At 48.8% G+C, this 17,747-nt stretch carries 14 protein-coding genes; 11 read left to right on the top strand and 3 right to left on the bottom strand.

Annotation, left to right across the window (positions count from 1 at the left end; all coding sequences use genetic code 11):
* The first annotated feature begins 1 nt into the window (after nt 1).
* Nucleotides 2–760 carry an acyl-CoA dehydratase activase gene (locus ACYQ2M_RS09840; RefSeq protein ID WP_459916163.1) on the top strand — a complete coding sequence of 253 codons (759 nt, stop codon included), beginning with the start codon at nt 2–4 and terminating at the stop codon, nt 758–760.
* A gap of 229 nt (nt 761–989) precedes the next feature.
* Here ACYQ2M_RS09840 and ACYQ2M_RS09835 read toward each other — a convergent pair whose 3' ends face one another.
* Both ACYQ2M_RS09835 and ACYQ2M_RS09830 read right to left on the bottom strand, forming a co-directional pair.
* On the bottom strand, nt 990–1,460 hold the full coding sequence (locus ACYQ2M_RS09835) for an HAD family hydrolase (RefSeq protein WP_459916162.1): 471 nt from the start codon (nt 1,458–1,460) through the stop codon (nt 990–992).
* Between the two features lie 128 nt (nt 1,461–1,588).
* Nucleotides 1,589–1,873 carry a type I restriction-modification system subunit M N-terminal domain-containing protein gene (locus ACYQ2M_RS09830; protein ID WP_459916161.1) on the bottom strand — a complete coding sequence of 95 codons (285 nt, stop codon included), beginning with the start codon at nt 1,871–1,873 and terminating at the stop codon, nt 1,589–1,591.
* A 549-nt stretch (nt 1,874–2,422) separates the two neighbouring features.
* Between ACYQ2M_RS09830 and ACYQ2M_RS09825 the strand changes: the two genes are divergently transcribed.
* From ACYQ2M_RS09825 to ACYQ2M_RS09780, 10 genes are all read left to right on the top strand, one after another.
* Entirely contained in the window at nt 2,423–4,270 is a 1,848-nt protein-coding gene (locus ACYQ2M_RS09825; RefSeq protein ID WP_459916160.1) for an acetyl-CoA hydrolase/transferase C-terminal domain-containing protein, read from the top strand.
* A gap of 296 nt (nt 4,271–4,566) precedes the next feature.
* Nucleotides 4,567–5,034, top strand: coding sequence for a tautomerase family protein (locus ACYQ2M_RS09820; protein ID WP_459916159.1), 468 nt, complete (start codon nt 4,567–4,569; stop codon nt 5,032–5,034).
* Nucleotides 5,035–5,583: 549 nt separating this feature from the next.
* The gene (locus tag ACYQ2M_RS09815; RefSeq protein ID WP_459916158.1) at nt 5,584–6,255 is read left to right on the top strand and encodes a transglutaminase-like domain-containing protein; all 672 of its coding nucleotides are present in this window, start codon (nt 5,584–5,586) and stop codon (nt 6,253–6,255) included.
* A gap of 279 nt (nt 6,256–6,534) precedes the next feature.
* Nucleotides 6,535–7,128: a chemotaxis protein CheW gene (locus ACYQ2M_RS09810; protein ID WP_459916157.1), complete on the top strand. Its 594-nt coding sequence runs from the start codon at nt 6,535–6,537 to the stop codon at nt 7,126–7,128.
* 124 nt (nt 7,129–7,252) lie between these two features.
* The gene (locus ACYQ2M_RS09805; RefSeq protein ID WP_459916156.1) at nt 7,253–8,686 is read left to right on the top strand and encodes a CheR family methyltransferase; all 1,434 of its coding nucleotides are present in this window, start codon (nt 7,253–7,255) and stop codon (nt 8,684–8,686) included.
* A gap of 50 nt (nt 8,687–8,736) precedes the next feature.
* A complete protein-coding gene (locus tag ACYQ2M_RS09800) occupies nt 8,737–9,312 on the top strand; it encodes a chemotaxis protein CheW (protein WP_459916155.1) in 576 nt (191 codons plus the stop codon).
* Nucleotides 9,313–9,507: 195 nt separating this feature from the next.
* Nucleotides 9,508–11,751 carry a methyl-accepting chemotaxis protein gene (locus ACYQ2M_RS09795; protein ID WP_459916154.1) on the top strand — a complete coding sequence of 748 codons (2,244 nt, stop codon included), beginning with the start codon at nt 9,508–9,510 and terminating at the stop codon, nt 11,749–11,751.
* 33 nt (nt 11,752–11,784) lie between these two features.
* Entirely contained in the window at nt 11,785–14,217 is a 2,433-nt protein-coding gene (locus ACYQ2M_RS09790) for a hybrid sensor histidine kinase/response regulator (RefSeq protein ID WP_459916153.1), read from the top strand.
* 29 nt (nt 14,218–14,246) lie between these two features.
* Entirely contained in the window at nt 14,247–15,290 is a 1,044-nt protein-coding gene (gene cheB, locus ACYQ2M_RS09785; RefSeq protein ID WP_459916152.1) for a chemotaxis-specific protein-glutamate methyltransferase CheB, read from the top strand.
* Between the two features lie 133 nt (nt 15,291–15,423).
* Complete coding sequence (locus tag ACYQ2M_RS09780; protein WP_459916151.1) at nt 15,424–16,386, top strand: diguanylate cyclase; 963 nt, start codon at nt 15,424–15,426, stop codon at nt 16,384–16,386.
* 82 nt (nt 16,387–16,468) lie between these two features.
* Here the strand turns inward: ACYQ2M_RS09780 and ACYQ2M_RS09775 are convergent, their stop codons facing one another.
* On the bottom strand, nt 16,469–17,578 hold the full coding sequence (locus tag ACYQ2M_RS09775; RefSeq protein WP_459916150.1) for a pyridoxal-phosphate-dependent aminotransferase family protein: 1,110 nt from the start codon (nt 17,576–17,578) through the stop codon (nt 16,469–16,471).
* Between the last annotated feature and the right edge of the window lie 169 nt (nt 17,579–17,747).

Genomic DNA, 17,747 nt, shown 5'->3' with positions numbered 1-17,747 from the left:
CATGCGTTTTGCCGGAATTGATATCGGGTCCCGGACTATAGAATTTGTAATTGTGGATGAATCGGGGAAAATTCACCACTCCGCCCAGGCAGACACGGGATTTGATCCCATGACCGAAACAAAAAAACTCATGGACGGTGTTCGGTACGACGGCATCATGGCCACCGGTTATGGGCGCAATCTTTTTGAGATTTCCTTTGAGGCCCCCACGGTGACGGAAATCAAGGCCCATGCCCGGGGGGCGCGGGCGTTTTTTCCCGACGTTGAAACCATTCTGGACATTGGGGGGCAGGACAGCAAAGCCATTGCACTGGCTGATACCGGTCGGGTGAAAAAATTTGAAATGAACGATCGGTGCGCCGCCGGCACCGGTAAATTTCTTGAAATTATGGCCAGGGCATTGGGATTTAGCATTGAGGATTTTGGCAGGGCCGCCCTTTCTGCTTCAAAAGATCTCCATATTTCCAGCATGTGTACTGTGTTTGCCGAGTCCGAAGTGACCTCTCTTATCGCCAGGGGAGAAGATCGGCAGGAGATTGCCCGGGGGCTTCACACCAGTGTCATCCGCAGGGCCGCCGGCATGCTCAATCGGGTTTCCGCTGAGGGGGATATTGTTTTCACTGGCGGGGTGGCTAAAAATCCGTGTATGGTGGAACTGTTGTCGGAAAAGCTTAATCGGAAAATTCGGGTCTCCTCGGATCCACAGATGAATGGGGCCTATGGGGCCGCCTTGTTGGCTGCTGAAAATCAGGAGAGGTGAACAGCTTCCATGAGTTCCTTCATTCAATGATCATCTTACTTTGATTATAACGTTTTTTTGGGTTTTGATCATCAAGTTTAAGAAGGTGTTGTAAAAAAAATTATCATGAAAGTGTCGCTGTAGTGTTAATGGCTGATAGCTTAACATTACAGCGACACTTCGCAACTTTAACCCGGCAGCGAATACCAAACTCCGGGTTTGGTCTCAACGTGGACGCCTCCCCATGCTCTCAGGTCCTTAAGCCCGCGATGAGGCGATTGGGAACAGACAGCAGGCCAAAAAGATCCAGAATGTCCCGGACAACGATGTCCGCAGCTGTCATGGCAGCCACCGCCATTCCTTCCTTGAGCATTACACCGACACCTATTTTTGCGGTTTTAAGCATCCGTGCATCATTGGCCCCGTTTCCGGCGGCCAGGGTTTTTTCTGCGCCAAGGGACGATACATAATCCTGTTTTTTTTTATCCTGAGCCTTTTCTGAGATTACTTTCAGGGTGCAGTTTATTCCTTCAAGTTCCTTTTTTACAGACCCGAAGGTGTCTGCCGTAAGGACATGGAATTCAACCTGTCCGGCAAGGGATGCCATGGCCTTTCCAAGTCCTGGAAGCAGGCAGCCGTCTTCTGCAATGGTGCCATTAAAATCCAGCACCACATGCTGGATGCTCACAGGCCCGAAACCGGGAATATCAATGTTGATCATATCTTTTTATCCTTAATTTACGGGGATGTTTTTGTCCCCATTAGATTTGCCGCTTCTGCCTGTGTAAGCTTAATGAAAGAATGCAACATGGCAATGCGTTGTTTAAGCAAAGTACAGTAAAAAATTCTTCAACCAGAAGCCAAAATATTGGGGGTACTATTTAATAAATCAAACACCACCCGCGCAAAACCAGCGACTTTTGAAGGGTCAGACAATAATTGCATCATCTGATTCTGATGGGCTTTGCCACTGTCCATCACCGCCGCTTTGGATTGTTCCAGCACCCCTTCCAGTCTGCACAGGAGGGTAAAGGGCAGGACGATCCGGCCATATTGGCTCTGTTTGATGTCATCGCGTAACCGGTCGGCCAGCGACCAGATATAGGCCGCAAGATTGTTTGTCCTTTGATTCATAAATTGCGTGTTCCAATGCTCTTTTTTGTTGTGCCTTTAACAGCGGGCGGTTGTTTTTTAAATTGAATCAAACGTACGTCGGAGGGCATTTTATGTCAAGGAAAAGGGGCAGGCAATGTGGTTTACAAGGCTTTTCTTTGTGGGTGTCAACTACCCCTCCTGAATCAGAGATTCAGAAGGGGCTTGTAAAAGCCCAATTTGATTAGCCTGAGTCTTAACCGACTACGTTCGGCGGGATGTAAAAAGATTTTTTACTTTTTGTACAAGATTTTTCTGATTTTTTGAATTTTTTAAAACTCAAAGCAATATGAGATTTGATACAAGAATCAGCTAACAAAAAAATGTACGAGAACGAAAAAAACTGGCCACGTGATTAAAAGGTTCAGCTCATTTATTATTATCCTATTCTTAAGTTATCAGGAGAGCCATTTTATCAAAAGAAACCGGATGTGTGGATAAAACTCGATGTTTATTTTTTAATAATCTGATATTATAAATAAAAATATATCATGTGGAATTATTAATAAAGAAAAGACCAAGGGATGGCATATGAAAAATGAAAAAAATCTCCAATGGAGACACAAACTTGTCAGCCCCGAAAAAGTGATTGAAAAAATAACCCCGGGCATGACGATTTTCATCGGCACAGGGGTTTCTGAACCCCGGACAATCTTCCGGTGTCTTAAACAGTCCAAGGCAGCCAATATTCTGGACCTGGAAGTTTTTCAACTGGTCAGTCTTGGAGATGCCATCGCCATGAAAGAAGAGCACTCTTCACGCTACCGCCTTAAAACATTTTTTTCAGGATGGGATGCAGATGAGGCCATTACCAAAGGCCTGGCTGATTTTATTCCCAGCAGATACTATCAAATCCCTGAACTTTTCCGATCTAATCAGATAAATATTGACACCGTTTTTGTTCAGATCACCCCGCCCAACGAAGCCGGATTCAGCAGTCTGGGGGTGTGTGCAGATGTGGCCCGACTGGCCATCAAGCAGGCCTCCTTTATTGTTGGCGAAATCAACCAATGGATGCCGCGGACCTATGGCGATACGTTTGTGGATATTTCTGATTTTGATATGCTGGTGGAAGCCGGGGAGCCGCCCATTTATTTTGATCGATGGAAATTTGATCCCGTGTATGACAAAATTGCTCAAAATGTAAGCTCAATGATTGAAGATCGCAGCTGCATTGGTTTTTCCATCGGCCCGTTGTACGAGGCCCTTGCCATCCATTTAATTCATAAAAAAGATTTGGGGATTCACACACCCTTTCTATTCGATAATTTAATGGATCTCATTAAAAGCGGTGCTGTGAGCAACCAGTACAAAAAAAATTATCAGGGCAAATCATTAACCTCCTATGCCATTGGTACCTCGGAACTCATGGCCTGGCTGGACAATAACCCCATGGTTGAATTTCAATCCATAGATCAGGTTTTCAACCCTGTGCACATCAGTAAAAATCCAAAATTCATGACGGTTTTGTCGGCCCGTAAAATTGATTTGTATGGGAGAGTTGCGCTGCATACCGGCAGGGGTAATGTGGGGACAGGACCCGGTGAAGTGATTGATTTCATAAATGGGGCGTTGCTTTCGGAAGGGGGGGCGGCAATACTTGCTCTGCCCAGTCGCAATCGTAAAAATGAACCCAATATTTTATCGTCTGTTGTCCAGTATCCCAATCAATTCAGCTCATGGGAATTGATCAGTGCCATTGTCACAGAGTATGGCATCGTTAATATAAGCGGCAGGACGGTGCGGGAACGGGCCCAGGGACTCATTGACATTGCACATCCCGACGATCGGCATAACCTCATTGAAGAGGCCAGGAAAAATAAAATAATTTATCCGGATCAAATTTATATCAAAGAAAGCGCACACCTGTATCCCGCAGACATTCATGTGAAACATACCTTTAAAAATGAGTTGGAAGTTCTGTTCCGGGCCATCAAACCCTCTGATGAAGAAAATATGCGAAGGCTTTTTTATCATTTTTCCCATGAGTCTGTTTATTATCGCTATTTCACCCGGATAAAGGCCATGCCCCACGCAAGAATGCAGGAATACGTGAATATTGATTATAGTAAAACCCTGTCCATTGTGGGGGAGACTAAAAATGGCAGAATTATTGCCGAGGCCAGGTTTGTGATACTGGAAGCCCAGGAAACTCACCCAGAATTTGCCATTATTGTGGATGAAAATCATCAAAATTTCGGCATTGCCACATTTATCTGCAAGCTGCTGATGCGTCTTGGTAAAGAACGGCGGCTAAAGGGGTTTAAAGGTTATATTCTTTCGCGTAACACAAAGATTTTACGGGTAATTCAAAAAATTGATTGGGATGTTCATATAAAGCTTAAAGACGAGACCTCCCATCTGACCATTAATTTTTAAGGGCCTGGATATAATACATGTGGTTGCATGCTTCTTGTTCACGTCAATTCAACATCCCGGTCACCACTTCATTGTTACTCATGACGCTGATCCGCATGGATATAAGCGTCAAACGGATGTCAGCACCACTTTATTGATGGTACGCATCGATCCAATCAACCTTAACAAAACAAGTCTGGATATTTCAAGAAAGGCATTGTCAGTGGGGATATTCTGGTATAAAGATGAGGATTAACAGCCCGTGGAGCCATTTGGTCCGTTACACTGAAAAAACACATTAAGGATGAAAGAATTATATGCCGCACATCATCGTAAAGCTGTATACCGGAAGATCTGAGCAGCAGAAAAAAGAACTGACCGAAAAAATTGTGAAAAGTGTTGTTGATGTCACAGCGTGCAAAGAGGCTTCGGTTTCAGTTGCCATTGAATCGTTTGAACCCCATGACTGGGCGGAAAAGGTCTACAGGCCGGATATACTTGATAAGCAGGAAACCTTGTCTAAAAAACCCGGATATAACCCCTTTTCCCAGGAAGCAGAAAACAAAAAGCAGGCCGATACACCCAGCTTGCAGGAATATGTCCGGGCATCCGCAGCGCTTGCAGCCAGGGAAGATACCAGCGGGATGTTTAATCCCATGGCATGGCTGGACCTTGAACTGGAGGATAATCCCCACTCTTTTGATCCCTTTTTTGATACGCCATGGCAGGCGTTGTCCGATAAGGAGCAGGGGGAACGGATGATGGCTGTCAGGCGGGTGTTGTGATGAACTGCGATCTTTTTAAGATTTGCTCAATTTAACTATTTTTTTTAATTAGCAATATTGCGATGTTAAAGTAAATATTCGGTTTGCTTATCTAACTGTTCGGACAGTGACCCATCTTGGCCTGTTTGGGTGATCAGACCAAAACAGGCCAAGATGGGTCACTGAGCGAATATTTCCATGTGAAAATATTTGAGAGGGGCAATGGCCTAACTGTTGAAGGTTGGTATTCATCAAAATAAACTTGGAAAATTAGCGTTCAGCGTTATCTACATTTAACGCAAGCCTTACTACCCCTCCCCATTCCTCCCTCAAATAGCCCATGTTGTGATCAAGCCCTCTATTTGTTTGTAAGATCATTTGTTTTGTAATAGTCTGTCGAAGCCCGGATATAGGAATTACGTATACTAACCCTACAACAACTGAGGACCTTTTATGTGGCTGCATGCTTCTTGTTCACTTGAATTCAACATCCCAGTCGCCACTCCATTTTTACTTATGCTCCGCCCCCGCAGTGGTCGGCAACAATGGATAGGCCGCGAGCAGTATGTCATGTCGCCAAGCGTAAGGGCGGTGGAGTTCACGGACCCCTTTGGTAACTTGTGCCAGCGTCTGGTGGCACCAGCCGGACCATTTTCCATCAATACCTCAGTGGATGTCGAATGCTCTGAGGCTTCTGATGCTGTTTTGGGAGCTCCCTTTGTTGAGGTGCAGAATTTACCCGAGGAGACGCTGCCCTTCCTGCTGCCAAGTCGTTTTTGCGAATCAGATCATTTCACTCAGATGGCGGCGGAAGTTGTCAAAGGACGGGCACCAGGATATGACCAGTGCGCAGCCATTGTTGACTACATTTCCCAGACCTTACAATACACACCTGGTTCCGGCCAGCAGTGCAAGAGTGCCTGCGAAGTCAATGAGAGTTCACATGTTGTCTGCAGGGATATGGCCCATTTAGGTATTGCCTGTTGCCGGGCACTTTCAATTCCCGCCCGTATGGTGGTCGGTTATCTTGAGACCCTTGAACCAATGGATCTTCACGCCTGGTTTGAAGCCTTTGTGGGAGGACGGTGGTATACTTTCGATCCAACGCAAACCAACCTTCACGGCGGGCGTGTTGCGGTTGCCTATGGTCGGGATGCGGCTGATGTAGCCATCTATACGCAATTTGGTGATCCAGTGACGTTGATCCGTATGGATATAAGCGTCAACCGGATTTTTACTTAATATTAAATTCCAAAAGGCTTTTTGGAGTTGCTCACAACATTGGACACCCATCACAGTAATCCACGAAGATCCCAATTTTTTTATCTCAAAAATTTTGTAAATGGGTTATAATACCCTATTTGACCAAATGGGTGGCTGACCATAACATCCGTAAGCCAGGTAAGATGCCTGGTAGATATGGGGAGGTTTCCGCCAACGGTGACGGCTGGCCCATGTTGTGATCAAGCCCGATTGAAATCATGGACACAGAAAAAAGATACCCATGAAGGACCGTAAGAAATGAGAAGTTCCCAGGAGCACAGGGAGAGCAGGGCGAAAGAAAAAATAGAAAAAATCCTCGGCAAAGCCGAGGGATCAACCCCTTGCCGGCTTCCTGCGTCCGCCAATTTTTATGAGGATGAATCTGAACAGGATATCGCTCATTTTTTAGCTTTCCAGGTTGCCCATCAACAATTTGCCCTTCCCCTTAAACAGGTGGCGCGGGTATTGCGCATGGTGGCGCTGATACCTGTGCCTGAAGCGCCCGATGTGATCGCCGGATTGATGAATATCCATGGAAAGGTGATGCCAGTCATCAGCTTGAGGGCTCGACTGGGCCTTGAAAGTTCATGTCCAGATGTCAATGATCGTATTGTGCTGATAAAAACCGGGGACAGAACCCTGGGGCTCATTGTGGAGAACGTAGAGGCGGTTCTGACAGTTACTGCAGATCAGATTGAACCCCCCCGGGGCAGCCTGCTCAAATCGCATCTACTGCACGCCCTTATTCGAAAGGCCGATGATATATATCTGGTGCTGTCCGCCGATGCCCTGGATCCAGAGCGTTCCAACTCCCATAGTCAAAGGCCCCATGGTGATTCAGCAAAAAAATAATTATTTTTTGGGTGCAGATGATTATCATCGGTTTCAGACATTGATTCTGAGCCGCACCGGGATGCTGTTGGGACAGAGAAGACAACATGCCTTGGGGCGAGGGGTGACAGGACAGGCACAAAAAATGACTGACGGTGATGTGGGCCGGTATTTTAACATGCTGGAACAGACACAAACCGATACCCCCCTGTGGGATGATCTGATCCAGGAACTTACCATTGGTGAGACCTATTTCTTTCGGGATAAGAGTCAGATCAGGGCGCTTGAGAAGCATATTCTGCCCCGGATTATTGCCGATCATCAGCATGATCGGCGAATCCGGATCTGGAGTGCCGGGTGTGCCTCGGGTGAAGAGCCATACACACTGGCCATGCTGCTGTCGGAGTTGATTGTCGACCTGGATCAATGGCACATCACCATCCTGGCCTCGGATATTGACAAGGCCGTTCTGGAAAAAGCCCGGCGGGCATGCTATCGAAGCTGGTCTTTCCGGCAAACCGATGAGATTTATAAAACCCGTTATTTCAGAAAACAGGCAGATGTCTATCAGCTGGTTCCGCAGATTCAAAAGCAGGTTCACTTTTTTTATCTGAATCTCAACGAAACCGTGTATCCATCCCTTGCCACCAATACCAACGCGCTGGATCTAATTCTGTGCCGTAACGTGGCCATTTACTATTCCGAGGCCGTTATTGGACGGGTGGCAGAGCGATTTCACCGGTGTCTGATTGCCGGAGGATGGCTCATGATGGGGGCTTCGGAAACCAGTATTCCGGTATTTCATCAATATACCGCCTGTAATTTTCTGGGTGCCACGGTGTTTCAAAAATGCGATGCTCCCGTTTCCACCAGCGTGCGTTTTGATATGAACCTCATGGGGGAGTGCGGCCACCGGGAAACCGCTTTTCCCATAGAAAAGTGGAATATGCCCAGCCAGGAACCCACCATAACCCTTGATACTTCTGCTTCCCTCCAGGTGCCAGACATCGGTATCGATTCCTTTCCAGAGACCTGGGGGCAGGTACCATCGGCGGACGCATTCTCCGGTAATTCCGTGGAAAAACACGATGACAGGAATGTTTTCGGTCAGGGGAGGCAATTCATAAAGGAAAAAAGATATGAGGCGGCCATTGACTGTTTTAAAACATGTGTCGCATCTACTCCCCGAGATGGTGCCTCCTTTTATCAACTGGCCCGGATTTACGCCAATCTTGGGAAAATGGATATCGCCGCCCCTTTTTGTCAGCAGGCCATTGATATAAATCCTCTCAATCCGGAGGCCCATTATACTCTGGCGTTGATTCATCAGGAAACCGGAGATATGTCATCTGCAGTGGCCCAGCTGAAACAGGCTGTTTTTATTGATAACCGTTTTGCCCTTGCCCATTTCACCCTGGCACTCTTCTATCAGCAGATGGGGCAGATGGAAAAAGTCCGGAGACACCGGCAACAGGCCATGCAACTGGCATTGGACCTTGATCCCGACGCGATTTTGTATGGTTCCGATGATCTCACGCCCAGAACTTTGCTGACCATGCTCAAAACAATGTTTAAATGATTCCATGAACCACGGAAAATTTAATGCGTCAGACACCAATAAGGAAGTATATGGATGATAGAATAATTTACACAGACAAAGAGATGCATGCACATGCAATTTTGGCGGACCGGGCCCGTAAACTGGCTAAAACGGATAACACCGCAACACTGTCCCGGGATGTACTGGAGTTGATCACCTTCCAGGCAGGGGGGGAGCGGTTTGGTGTGGATATTCAATTTGTCCGGGAGGTTCAGCCATTGATCCGGGATCTGTGGTCCCTTGTGCCCTGTACCCCCGGATTTATTGTGGGTGCCGTGAATATCCGTGGGCGTATTTATGCCATGATGAACATTGCCGATTACTTGGGTATTTCAGCCACTGTACCTGGAGAAGGTGCCCATACCCTCCTTGTCCGGGATCATCCCCGGGAAAAAGGTGAGGTGATGGAATTTTGTCTTTTTTCAGATACCATTCCCTGTCTGGAAACGGTTCCCCAGGAAGATGTTCAGTCGTCGTCTGCTTCCGTGTCCGCCCGGGCCCAGAAATATATAAAAGGGGTTACCAGTAACCTTCTCATGATCCTGGATCTTGAAAAACTCTTTGCAGATTCGGGCATTATTGTTAATGAGGGAGCCGGTGAATAAATGGAAGGCTGCTACTCGATGACCCTGTTTTTGCAGAATCGTCATAAAAAACGGGATCATCGAGCAATAAAGACACTGCGGGCAACAGTAGCGGATTAAAAAAAATGAAATTGTTATGAAGGCCATCCGGACATCAACTATTTAAAAACGTCTGGGGACTTTTTTTGCATATTATTAATGAGGGAGATAACACACATGACAGGATCTGTCTTTAAATCAATACGTGGAAAAATTATTCTCTGGGTGGGGATTTCCATGGTGGGTATATTTGGTATGATTATCACCTATGCGGCGGTCAATCAGTACCGCATGGCCACTAAAAGTGCCGAAAAAGAGATTGTCAGCCAGGCAGAAGCCCTTGCAAATTTTATTAAAGCTTACCTGGAGATCCCCCTGAATGCGTCACGCACCATGGCCCAGACCCTGGGGGCTGTGGGCAAGGTAAATCTGGACAGTGTAAATGGAAACGAGGTGTCGCTGACCCGGGATCAGGTCAATGCCATGCTCAAGCATCTGCTCATTGCCAATCCGGGTTTTCTGGGCACCTATACCCTGTGGGAGCCCGGGGCCTTTGACGGCAGGGATGCCCAATTTGCTGGAAATGCTCTCCATGATGACACCGGGCGTTTTATTCCCTACTGGAGCCGGGGAAATTCCGGGGAAATCAAGCTGGAACCCCTTATGGATTATGGGGTTGAGGGCAAGGGGGATTATTATCAGATTCCCAGAAAAACCAAAAGAGAGTCCATTATTGATCCCTATTACTATGAAGTTCAGGGAAAGGATATGCTGCTGACATCCATGGTGGTGCCCATTCTTATTGATGGGGATTTTGCCGGAATTGCAGGGGTGGACATTGAACTGAATTCGCTGCAGACCTATGTGGAAAAAAATAATCCCTATATGGGCAAGGGGATTGTGAATTTGATAAGTTATGACGGCCTGATTGCGGCATCGTCAGGACATGATGAAAATCTGGGGAAAAATCTGCGGGATATCCGTAAGGACTGGGAGGATGATTTAAAAAATATTCGGGCTGCCAAAACAATTTTTCAGACATATGAAGATCAATTTTCCGCATTTGTGCCGGTTACCATGGGCAACAGCCGGGCACCATGGTGCGTGAACATTGATTTGCCAAAAGAGGTTGTTTATCGTGATGCTGTGCGGCTGATGTGGCAGATCATTGGGCTGGGGTTGAGCTTAACACTCCTTGCCCTGGGTGTACTGTTGCTGCTCGCCTCTAAAATAGCCACCCCCATCCAGAAAATTACCATGGCCGCTGAAAAGCTGGGGGCCGGTGACCTGAATGTCACGGCAGAGGTAAATTCCAATGATGAAACCGGTGTGCTGGCCAGAAGTTTTAACCTCACCGTTGCCAACCTGAGACAGATGACCCAAGCCATTGAAGAGCAGGCGGAAGCGGATCGAAACGCGAAAATTTACCTGGAATCCACCATCAAGGATTATGTGGAATGTGTGGCTGCCGTGGGGGCAGGGGATCTCACGGCCCGGGTGACTCCGCCCGACCGGGGGGATGAGTTGACCACCCTTGGAAATCATCTGAACCAGATGACACAGAGTTTAGGGGAACTTGCGGCCCAGGTAACGGCCGGGGTTCAGGAGCTGTCTTCGGCCACCGGCGAAATCCTGGCGGCCACCCAGGAGCAGGCAGCCACGGCCAGCGAGCAGGCGGCCGGTGTGTCCCAGACTTCCAGCACAGTGGATCAGGCCCGGCAGACGGCCCGGCAGAGTTCCGAGCGCACCAATCAGGTGGCGTTGATGGCCAGGGATTCCATGAAAGAGGCGGATCTTGGGCTTGTGGCGGTTCAGGAAACCCTGAGCGGTGTAAGCCGCATAAAGGAACAGGTGGGCAGCATTGCTGAAAATATTCTGGCCCTGAGTGAGCAGACCCAGCAGATCGGGGAGATCATTGAAACCGTCAATGACATTGCCGACCAGTCCAATCTGCTGGCCCTCAATGCCGCCATTGAAGCGGCCCGGGCCGGTGAGGCAGGCAAGGGATTTGCCGTGGTGGCAGGGGAGGTCAGAAGCCTGGCAGAGCAGTCCCGCCGCGCCACGGCCAAGGTAAAGGATATTCTTGGGGACATACAGAAGGCTGCCAATACCGCCGTTATGGTCACCGAAGAGGGGATCAAACGCGCGGATGCCGGGGTGGATCAGGCCCGCAAGACAGGAACGGCCATTGATACCATAAACAGCAATATCCAAAAGGTGACCCAGACCATACAGCAGATCGCCGCAAGTACCCGGGAACAGCTGGCCGGCATGGACCAGATTTCCGGGGCCATGGAAAACATCAATCAGGCCACCCATCAGTCCGAAGCTGGTACGCGGCAGGTGGAGGAAGCTGCCAGAAATCTCAATGAACTGGGTGAGCATTTACAACGGATCGTGGAAAACTACCGGCTGGCATGATGAAAGCGGTTATATCAAAGTTGGGAGTCAATAATGGATCGCAATGAACTCCTTCGTCAATTGATGGAGACATTCAAGCTGGAGCTCGATGAGCATGTAGCCACATTGAACAATGGCCTTCTGGCCATGGAAGAGGGCTTGCCCCCGGAGGAAGGAGACAAGGTATTAAAGGAACTTTTCCGGGCGGCTCACAGTGTCAAGGGCTCTGCCCGGGCCGTTGAAATGCGTGACATTGAGCTGGTATCTCACAAAATGGAGGATGTTTTTGAGGCCCTTAAGCAGGGAGAACTGTCCTTGTCGTCGGGATTGGTGGATGGCTTGCTCCGTGCCACCGATATTCTCAGTGAGACCATGACCCTGCATCTCCAGGGGAAAACAATACCCCGGGGGACCCGGGATGCGCTTATGGCCCGCCTGGACCAGTCATTAACATCTCCCATGCCGGATACCGCAGATACATCTGCAGACACCGGGGCTTTTGCAAGAAAAGAGGAAGATGGTATCCAGCCGCCCCGGGTAACGCCGATACCGGATGGGGATGCATCCACCGTGCCCGGGCTGTCACCGCCTGCCCGGGACCGTATTGCATCGGCCACGGAATCGCCTGTTTTCCCAACCCGGGAACAACAGATGGTTCCAGACCGGTCCGGGGAGGTGGATACCCCTGAAGATCCTGAATGTGCTGCAAAATCAAACTGCCTTTTTATCCAGCCCGTGGGGCGGGATACCATACGGGTTGCCACGGAAAAACTGGATGAATTAATGGCCTTCATGGGGCAGTTGCAGGTGTCCCGCATGAGAATGGAACAACGTCTGGGTGAAGTTAAGGCGGTTCAGGAACAATTTGGTGCCTGGGAAAAAGCCTGGCGAAAAGTGAAACATCATAAAAGAACTGTTTTGCGGCGTGACAATGACAATGACCTGGAGACGCTCATGGGGTTTTGTGAACGCAATGAGCGGTATCTCAAGGAGATGCGACGCGAAGTTGATGGTATCGCAGCCCGGGTGGAAAACGACTACCGGGATATGACCCTGCTCACCGATGATATGCAAAATGGGATTCGACAGATAAGAATGGTGCCGGTGTCCACCCTGTTTGATCTGTTTCCAAGGATGATCCGGGATATTGGAAAGGAAAAGAAAAAATTCGTTCAGCTCAGGCTCGAAGGAATGAAAACGGAAATGGATCGCCAGGTGCTTGAGGGATTAAAGGACCCCTTGATCCATCTGTTGAGAAATGCCGTGGATCACGGGATTGAATCGCCCCATGTGCGAAGGCAAAAGAATAAACCAGAACAGGGCACCATTACCCTGAAGGCATTCCAGCAGGGAAACCAGGTGGTTATTGAAGTCAGCGATGATGGTGCGGGGATTCATCTGGCTGGCGTAAGGAAGGCAGCCATTGAAAATCATCTCATGGCACCGGCGGATGTAAAGACTCTCTCTCTCCAGGAAACCGTGGATCTTATTTTTCATTCGGGGTTGTCCACCCATAAAACCGTTACGGAACTTTCCGGTAGAGGGGTGGGTATGGACGTGGTCCGCGAACAACTGGAAAAACTCCACGGCCAGGTGAAAACCACCACAGAAACGGATAGGGGGACCACCTTTCATCTGATTCTTCCCCTGACCCTGGCCACCAGTCATGTGCTCATGCTGTCTGTTGCCGGTGAAACCCTTGCCATACCCACCACCTCTGTGGAGCGGATTTTATCCATTGATCCCACCGGCATCGGCAGCATGGAAGGCAGACCTGCCATTACCATCAATAACCAGGCACTTCCATTGATTTCCATGGCCCAGGTACTTGAGCTGCACCATGCCGAAGACGGGATGAAGGGGGAGGATAAACTGTCTGTGGTGGTGTTGGGGGCTGTGGAAAAAAGGATGGCCTTCCAGGTGGATAACTTCCTAGGGGACCAGGATGTGGTTGTGAAATCTCTGGGGCCTCAGTTAAGCGGGGTGCGCCACATTGCCGGTGCCACTCTTCTGGGTACTGGTCAGGTGGTGATGATTTTGAATGCCGGCAGTATGATGCAGTGGGCAAAGGGATCTTCAAAACCTTCGTATCCGGTTCGTGCACAGTTAAAAAAACCGGATGCCAAAAAAATACTGGTGGTGGATGATTCCATCACCACCCGCCTCCTGGAAAAAAATATTCTTGAAAATCATGGATATCAGGTACGGCAGGCCGCCGATGGTATGCAGGGCTGGGAGCTGTTGCAGGAGGAGACCTTTGATGCCGTGGTGTTTGATATTGAAATGCCCCGCATGAATGGATTGCAATTGACGGAAAAGGTCAGGCAGGAAGGTCGTTTTGAAAATATGCCCATCATCCTTGTGACCTCTCTTGGTGCATCCATGGATAAAATCCGGGGGATGGAGGCGGGTGCCGATGCCTATATTACAAAGGGGGCGTTTGATCAGAAGGAATTGCTGGAAACCATTGAGCGATTAATTGGCTGATTTTTTTCAATTACAATGTGGGAACTGACATGATAAACATCTTACTGGTCGATGATTCACCGACCATGCGTCACCTGATTCGATGTATCCTGACAACGGATCTGGAGTTGAACGTGGTGGGAGAGGCTAAAAATGGGGAAGAGGCGTTAAAGATGGTCCGGAATCTGGACCCCGATATCATCACCATGGATATCCACATGCCCAAAATGGATGGATACAGCGCCATTCGTCATATCATGGCCGAAAATCCCAGGCCCATCATTGTGTTGACCAGTACGGAATCGGACATTCGATTGGGGATAACCTACAAAGCCGTGGAATCGGGCGCATTGATGGTGTTTGGTAAACCCCATGGCCTGCCCGAAGATGATCCGGAAGCCCGTGCATTGATTGAGGCCATCAAGGCCATGGCCGACGTAAAGGTGGTTCGACGCAGGTGGCCGGTGCATAATTGCTTTTATAAGTCATCCCTACCGAAAGCAGCTTTGCTTAAAAGTCAATCCGAAGAATACACTCTTGTAGCCATTGGCACGTCAACCGGGGGACCGCCCGCTCTTAAAACGATTCTGGAGACGTTGCCTGTCACATTTCCTGTTCCCATTGTGGTGGTGCAGCATATTACCAAAGGTTTTACGGTGGGGCTTGCCAAATGGCTCAATGACACCATTGCGCTGGCGGTGAAAGTTGCCCAGAACAAAGAACCATTAAAAGAGGGGACTGTTTACATTGCCCCCGATGATGCCCATTTTGAAATTTCCCGGGATGGCCGGGTGGTACTCAGCGATGAACCGCCCCTGGACGGTCATCGTCCATCGGTGACGGCCCTGTTTAATTCCGTGGCCCATCACCGGGGTGCATCGGCCATTGGGGTGTTGTTGACCGGCATGGGACGTGATGGTGCCGACGGGCTGGATACCATGCACCGAAAAGGGGCTTATACCATTGCGCAGGACGAGGAAAGTTCTGTCGTTTTTGGCATGCCTGGAGAGGCCGTGGCCCTGGGGGCGGCCCGGGATATTCTGCCGTTAAATCACATTGGGCTGAAATTGAGACGGCTGGTGGAAAAAGGCTGAAATCCCCTGCTACCATTTCTCCCTGGAAATGAATTTTTAACGCAACGCATGCGTTGTAAGTCCTGAACTGTTTTTGAGACAATATGAAGAACACCCTAATTTAGATGTTGATAGAAGATAAAAGGAAGTAACCATGACCTCTAATGTGAGAATACTGGTGATTGAAGATAGCCCCACCCAGGCCCAATTGATAGAGCTTATATTAAAAGACGAGGGATATCTCGTTGATGTTGCCACCAACGGTATGGACGGGATTGAAAAGTTTGAACTGTTTCAAGCAGACCTGGTTATCCTGGATGTGGTGTTGCCGGATCTGGATGGATTTACGGTGTGCCGCCGGATGAAGAAAAAAATGAAACAGTATATTCCCATTTTGATGCTGACCTCAAGGGACAAGGTGGAAGACCGGGTGGATGGGCTTGAGTTGGGTGCAGATGATTATATGATCAAACCCCTGGAAAGCCGGGAGTTTTTGGCCAGGATCAAGGTGCTTCTAAGGATAAAAAAACTCCAGGATGATCTCCAGGCCATGCTTAATAAAGAGCGGGAATCACTTAATATTCTAAAACGGGTGGCCTTGGTGGATCATCTGACAAATGTCTATAACAGACACTATCTGTCCGAAGTGCTGGCTGCTGAATTTGAAAAGGCCCGGCGCTACTGCAATCCATTGTCCTGCATTATGGTGGATGTGGATCATTTCAGGGAATTTAACACCCTTCATGGTCATGACATCGGCGACTGGGTGTTAAAAGAGACGGCTGCAATCCTGAAATATCATCTGCGTCATGCCGATATTCTGGCACGGTATGGGGGGGATGAATTTGTTATCATTCAACCCATGACCGAAGAGCACCATGCCGCCATGACGGCGGAGCGTCTTTGCCGGGCGGTATCTGAAAAGGACTGGGAAAGTGATGCGGGACCGCTGGACATAACCATTACGCTGGGGGTTGCCTCCATGGGAACGCCTCCCCTCTGTGAGTGCGGAATGGACTTGGTTAAACGGGCAGACAATGCCCTTTACAGGGCAAAGGAATTGGGGCGCAACGGGTTTTATCAGTATTCTTTGCTTCAAAAACAGGGGGTGGAATAAATAATGGGGTCGGCTTGGGTTATAAATAACGCCCATAAGCCAAGCCTGACCCCATTTTATGACCCCATTTTACCCCATTGCACTATAAAACCGCTTTCAAGGCTTCCAGAAGTTTTTCAACATTGGCGGGTCGTGCTGTGTGACCCATAAGCCCGATGCGCCAGATTTTTCCCGCAAGGGGACCAAGCCCGGCACCGATTTCTATTTTATACTCCTTTAGCAGCCGGCTTCTGACACCTGCATCATCAACACCTCCGGGGATATAAACAGAATTGAGCATGGGAAGGCGGCAGCTTTCATCCACCAGCATGGTGATACCTGTTTCTTCAAGTCCCCTCACAAGTTGTTTGTGGATGTCCATGTGGCGCTGATGAACAGCGGTTTCACCTTCCTCAAAGATCAGATAAAGGGCTTGGTACAGGCCGTAAAGCATGTTGATGGGGGCGGTGTGGTGATAGGCCCTTGTGGCTCCCTGCCAATAGTTCATGATCATGGTTAGATCCAGGTACCAGTTGGGCACCTTTGTTTTCCGATTTTTAATGGCTTCCACCGCCTTTAAAGACATGGAAACGGGGGACAGACCAGGCGGGCAGGAGAGACATTTCTGGGTACCGCTGTATAGAATATCAATACTCCAGTCATCCATGGCAATTTCAATGCCGCCAAAACTGGTGACGGCATCCACCAGGTAAAGTGTGTCTTTGCCTTTCAGCAGTTCACCGATTTCCGCCACGGGGTTTCTGACGCCGGTGGAGGTTTCCGCATGGACCACTGCCACCATTTTATAGGTTTTTTGGGTGAGTTTTTTCTGGACTTCTTCCAGAACTACCGGGGTACCCCATTCAAAATTTAAGGTGTCCACCCGGGCTCCCAGCCTGGTTGCCACATCTTCCATGCGCATGCCAAATACCCCGTTGATGAGGATCAGAACGGGATCATCCTTTTCCACCACATTGACAAAACAGCACTCCATACCGGCGGAACCGGTGCCTGAAATGGGTAGGGTGAGTTGATTTTCTGTGTGCAGCAGTGCTTTCAGCTGATCCTTCATGGTGTCCATGATGGATATAAAATAGGGGTCCAGATGCCCGATGGTGCTTTTCGCCAGGGCATTTAAGACGCTTTGATCCACACAGGAGGGCCCCGGACCCATGAGGATTATTTCTTCAATGTTGTTTAACAGGTTTTCCATGCCATGATCCTTTTATAATATTTTTTGCTAATATTCGATGATCAATTTTTTTTATATTGACATATAACGGGGATGGGTCAGGCTTGTTTTATGGGCATTATCAGTCACGTTTCGTCTTCGTCCCGGCTTTGGTCGATAACTCCCATAACACACGCCTTACCCCGTTCTC

It is taken from the genome of Desulfocicer niacini, assembly GCF_054657595.1.
This window is presented reverse-complemented; position numbering and strand designations above follow the sequence as displayed.

Excerpts from the sequence above, each read along its gene's own strand:
- ACYQ2M_RS09840 (WP_459916163.1), top strand. The coding sequence starts at position 2 with ATGCGTTTTGCCGGAATTGATATCGGGTCCCGGACTATAGAATTTGTA.
- ACYQ2M_RS09835 (WP_459916162.1), bottom strand. The coding sequence starts at position 1,460 with ATGATCAACATTGATATTCCCGGTTTCGGGCCTGTGAGCATCCAGCAT.
- ACYQ2M_RS09830 (WP_459916161.1), bottom strand. The coding sequence starts at position 1,873 with ATGAATCAAAGGACAAACAATCTTGCGGCCTATATCTGGTCGCTGGCC.
- ACYQ2M_RS09825 (WP_459916160.1), top strand. The coding sequence starts at position 2,423 with ATGAAAAATGAAAAAAATCTCCAATGGAGACACAAACTTGTCAGCCCC.
- ACYQ2M_RS09820 (WP_459916159.1), top strand. The coding sequence starts at position 4,567 with ATGCCGCACATCATCGTAAAGCTGTATACCGGAAGATCTGAGCAGCAG.
- ACYQ2M_RS09815 (WP_459916158.1), top strand. The coding sequence starts at position 5,584 with ATGTCGCCAAGCGTAAGGGCGGTGGAGTTCACGGACCCCTTTGGTAAC.
- ACYQ2M_RS09810 (WP_459916157.1), top strand. The coding sequence starts at position 6,535 with ATGAGAAGTTCCCAGGAGCACAGGGAGAGCAGGGCGAAAGAAAAAATA.
- ACYQ2M_RS09805 (WP_459916156.1), top strand. The coding sequence starts at position 7,253 with ATGACTGACGGTGATGTGGGCCGGTATTTTAACATGCTGGAACAGACA.
- ACYQ2M_RS09800 (WP_459916155.1), top strand. The coding sequence starts at position 8,737 with ATGGATGATAGAATAATTTACACAGACAAAGAGATGCATGCACATGCA.
- ACYQ2M_RS09795 (WP_459916154.1), top strand. The coding sequence starts at position 9,508 with ATGACAGGATCTGTCTTTAAATCAATACGTGGAAAAATTATTCTCTGG.
- ACYQ2M_RS09790 (WP_459916153.1), top strand. The coding sequence starts at position 11,785 with ATGGATCGCAATGAACTCCTTCGTCAATTGATGGAGACATTCAAGCTG.
- cheB (WP_459916152.1), top strand. The coding sequence starts at position 14,247 with ATGATAAACATCTTACTGGTCGATGATTCACCGACCATGCGTCACCTG.
- ACYQ2M_RS09780 (WP_459916151.1), top strand. The coding sequence starts at position 15,424 with ATGACCTCTAATGTGAGAATACTGGTGATTGAAGATAGCCCCACCCAG.
- ACYQ2M_RS09775 (WP_459916150.1), bottom strand. The coding sequence starts at position 17,578 with ATGGAAAACCTGTTAAACAACATTGAAGAAATAATCCTCATGGGTCCG.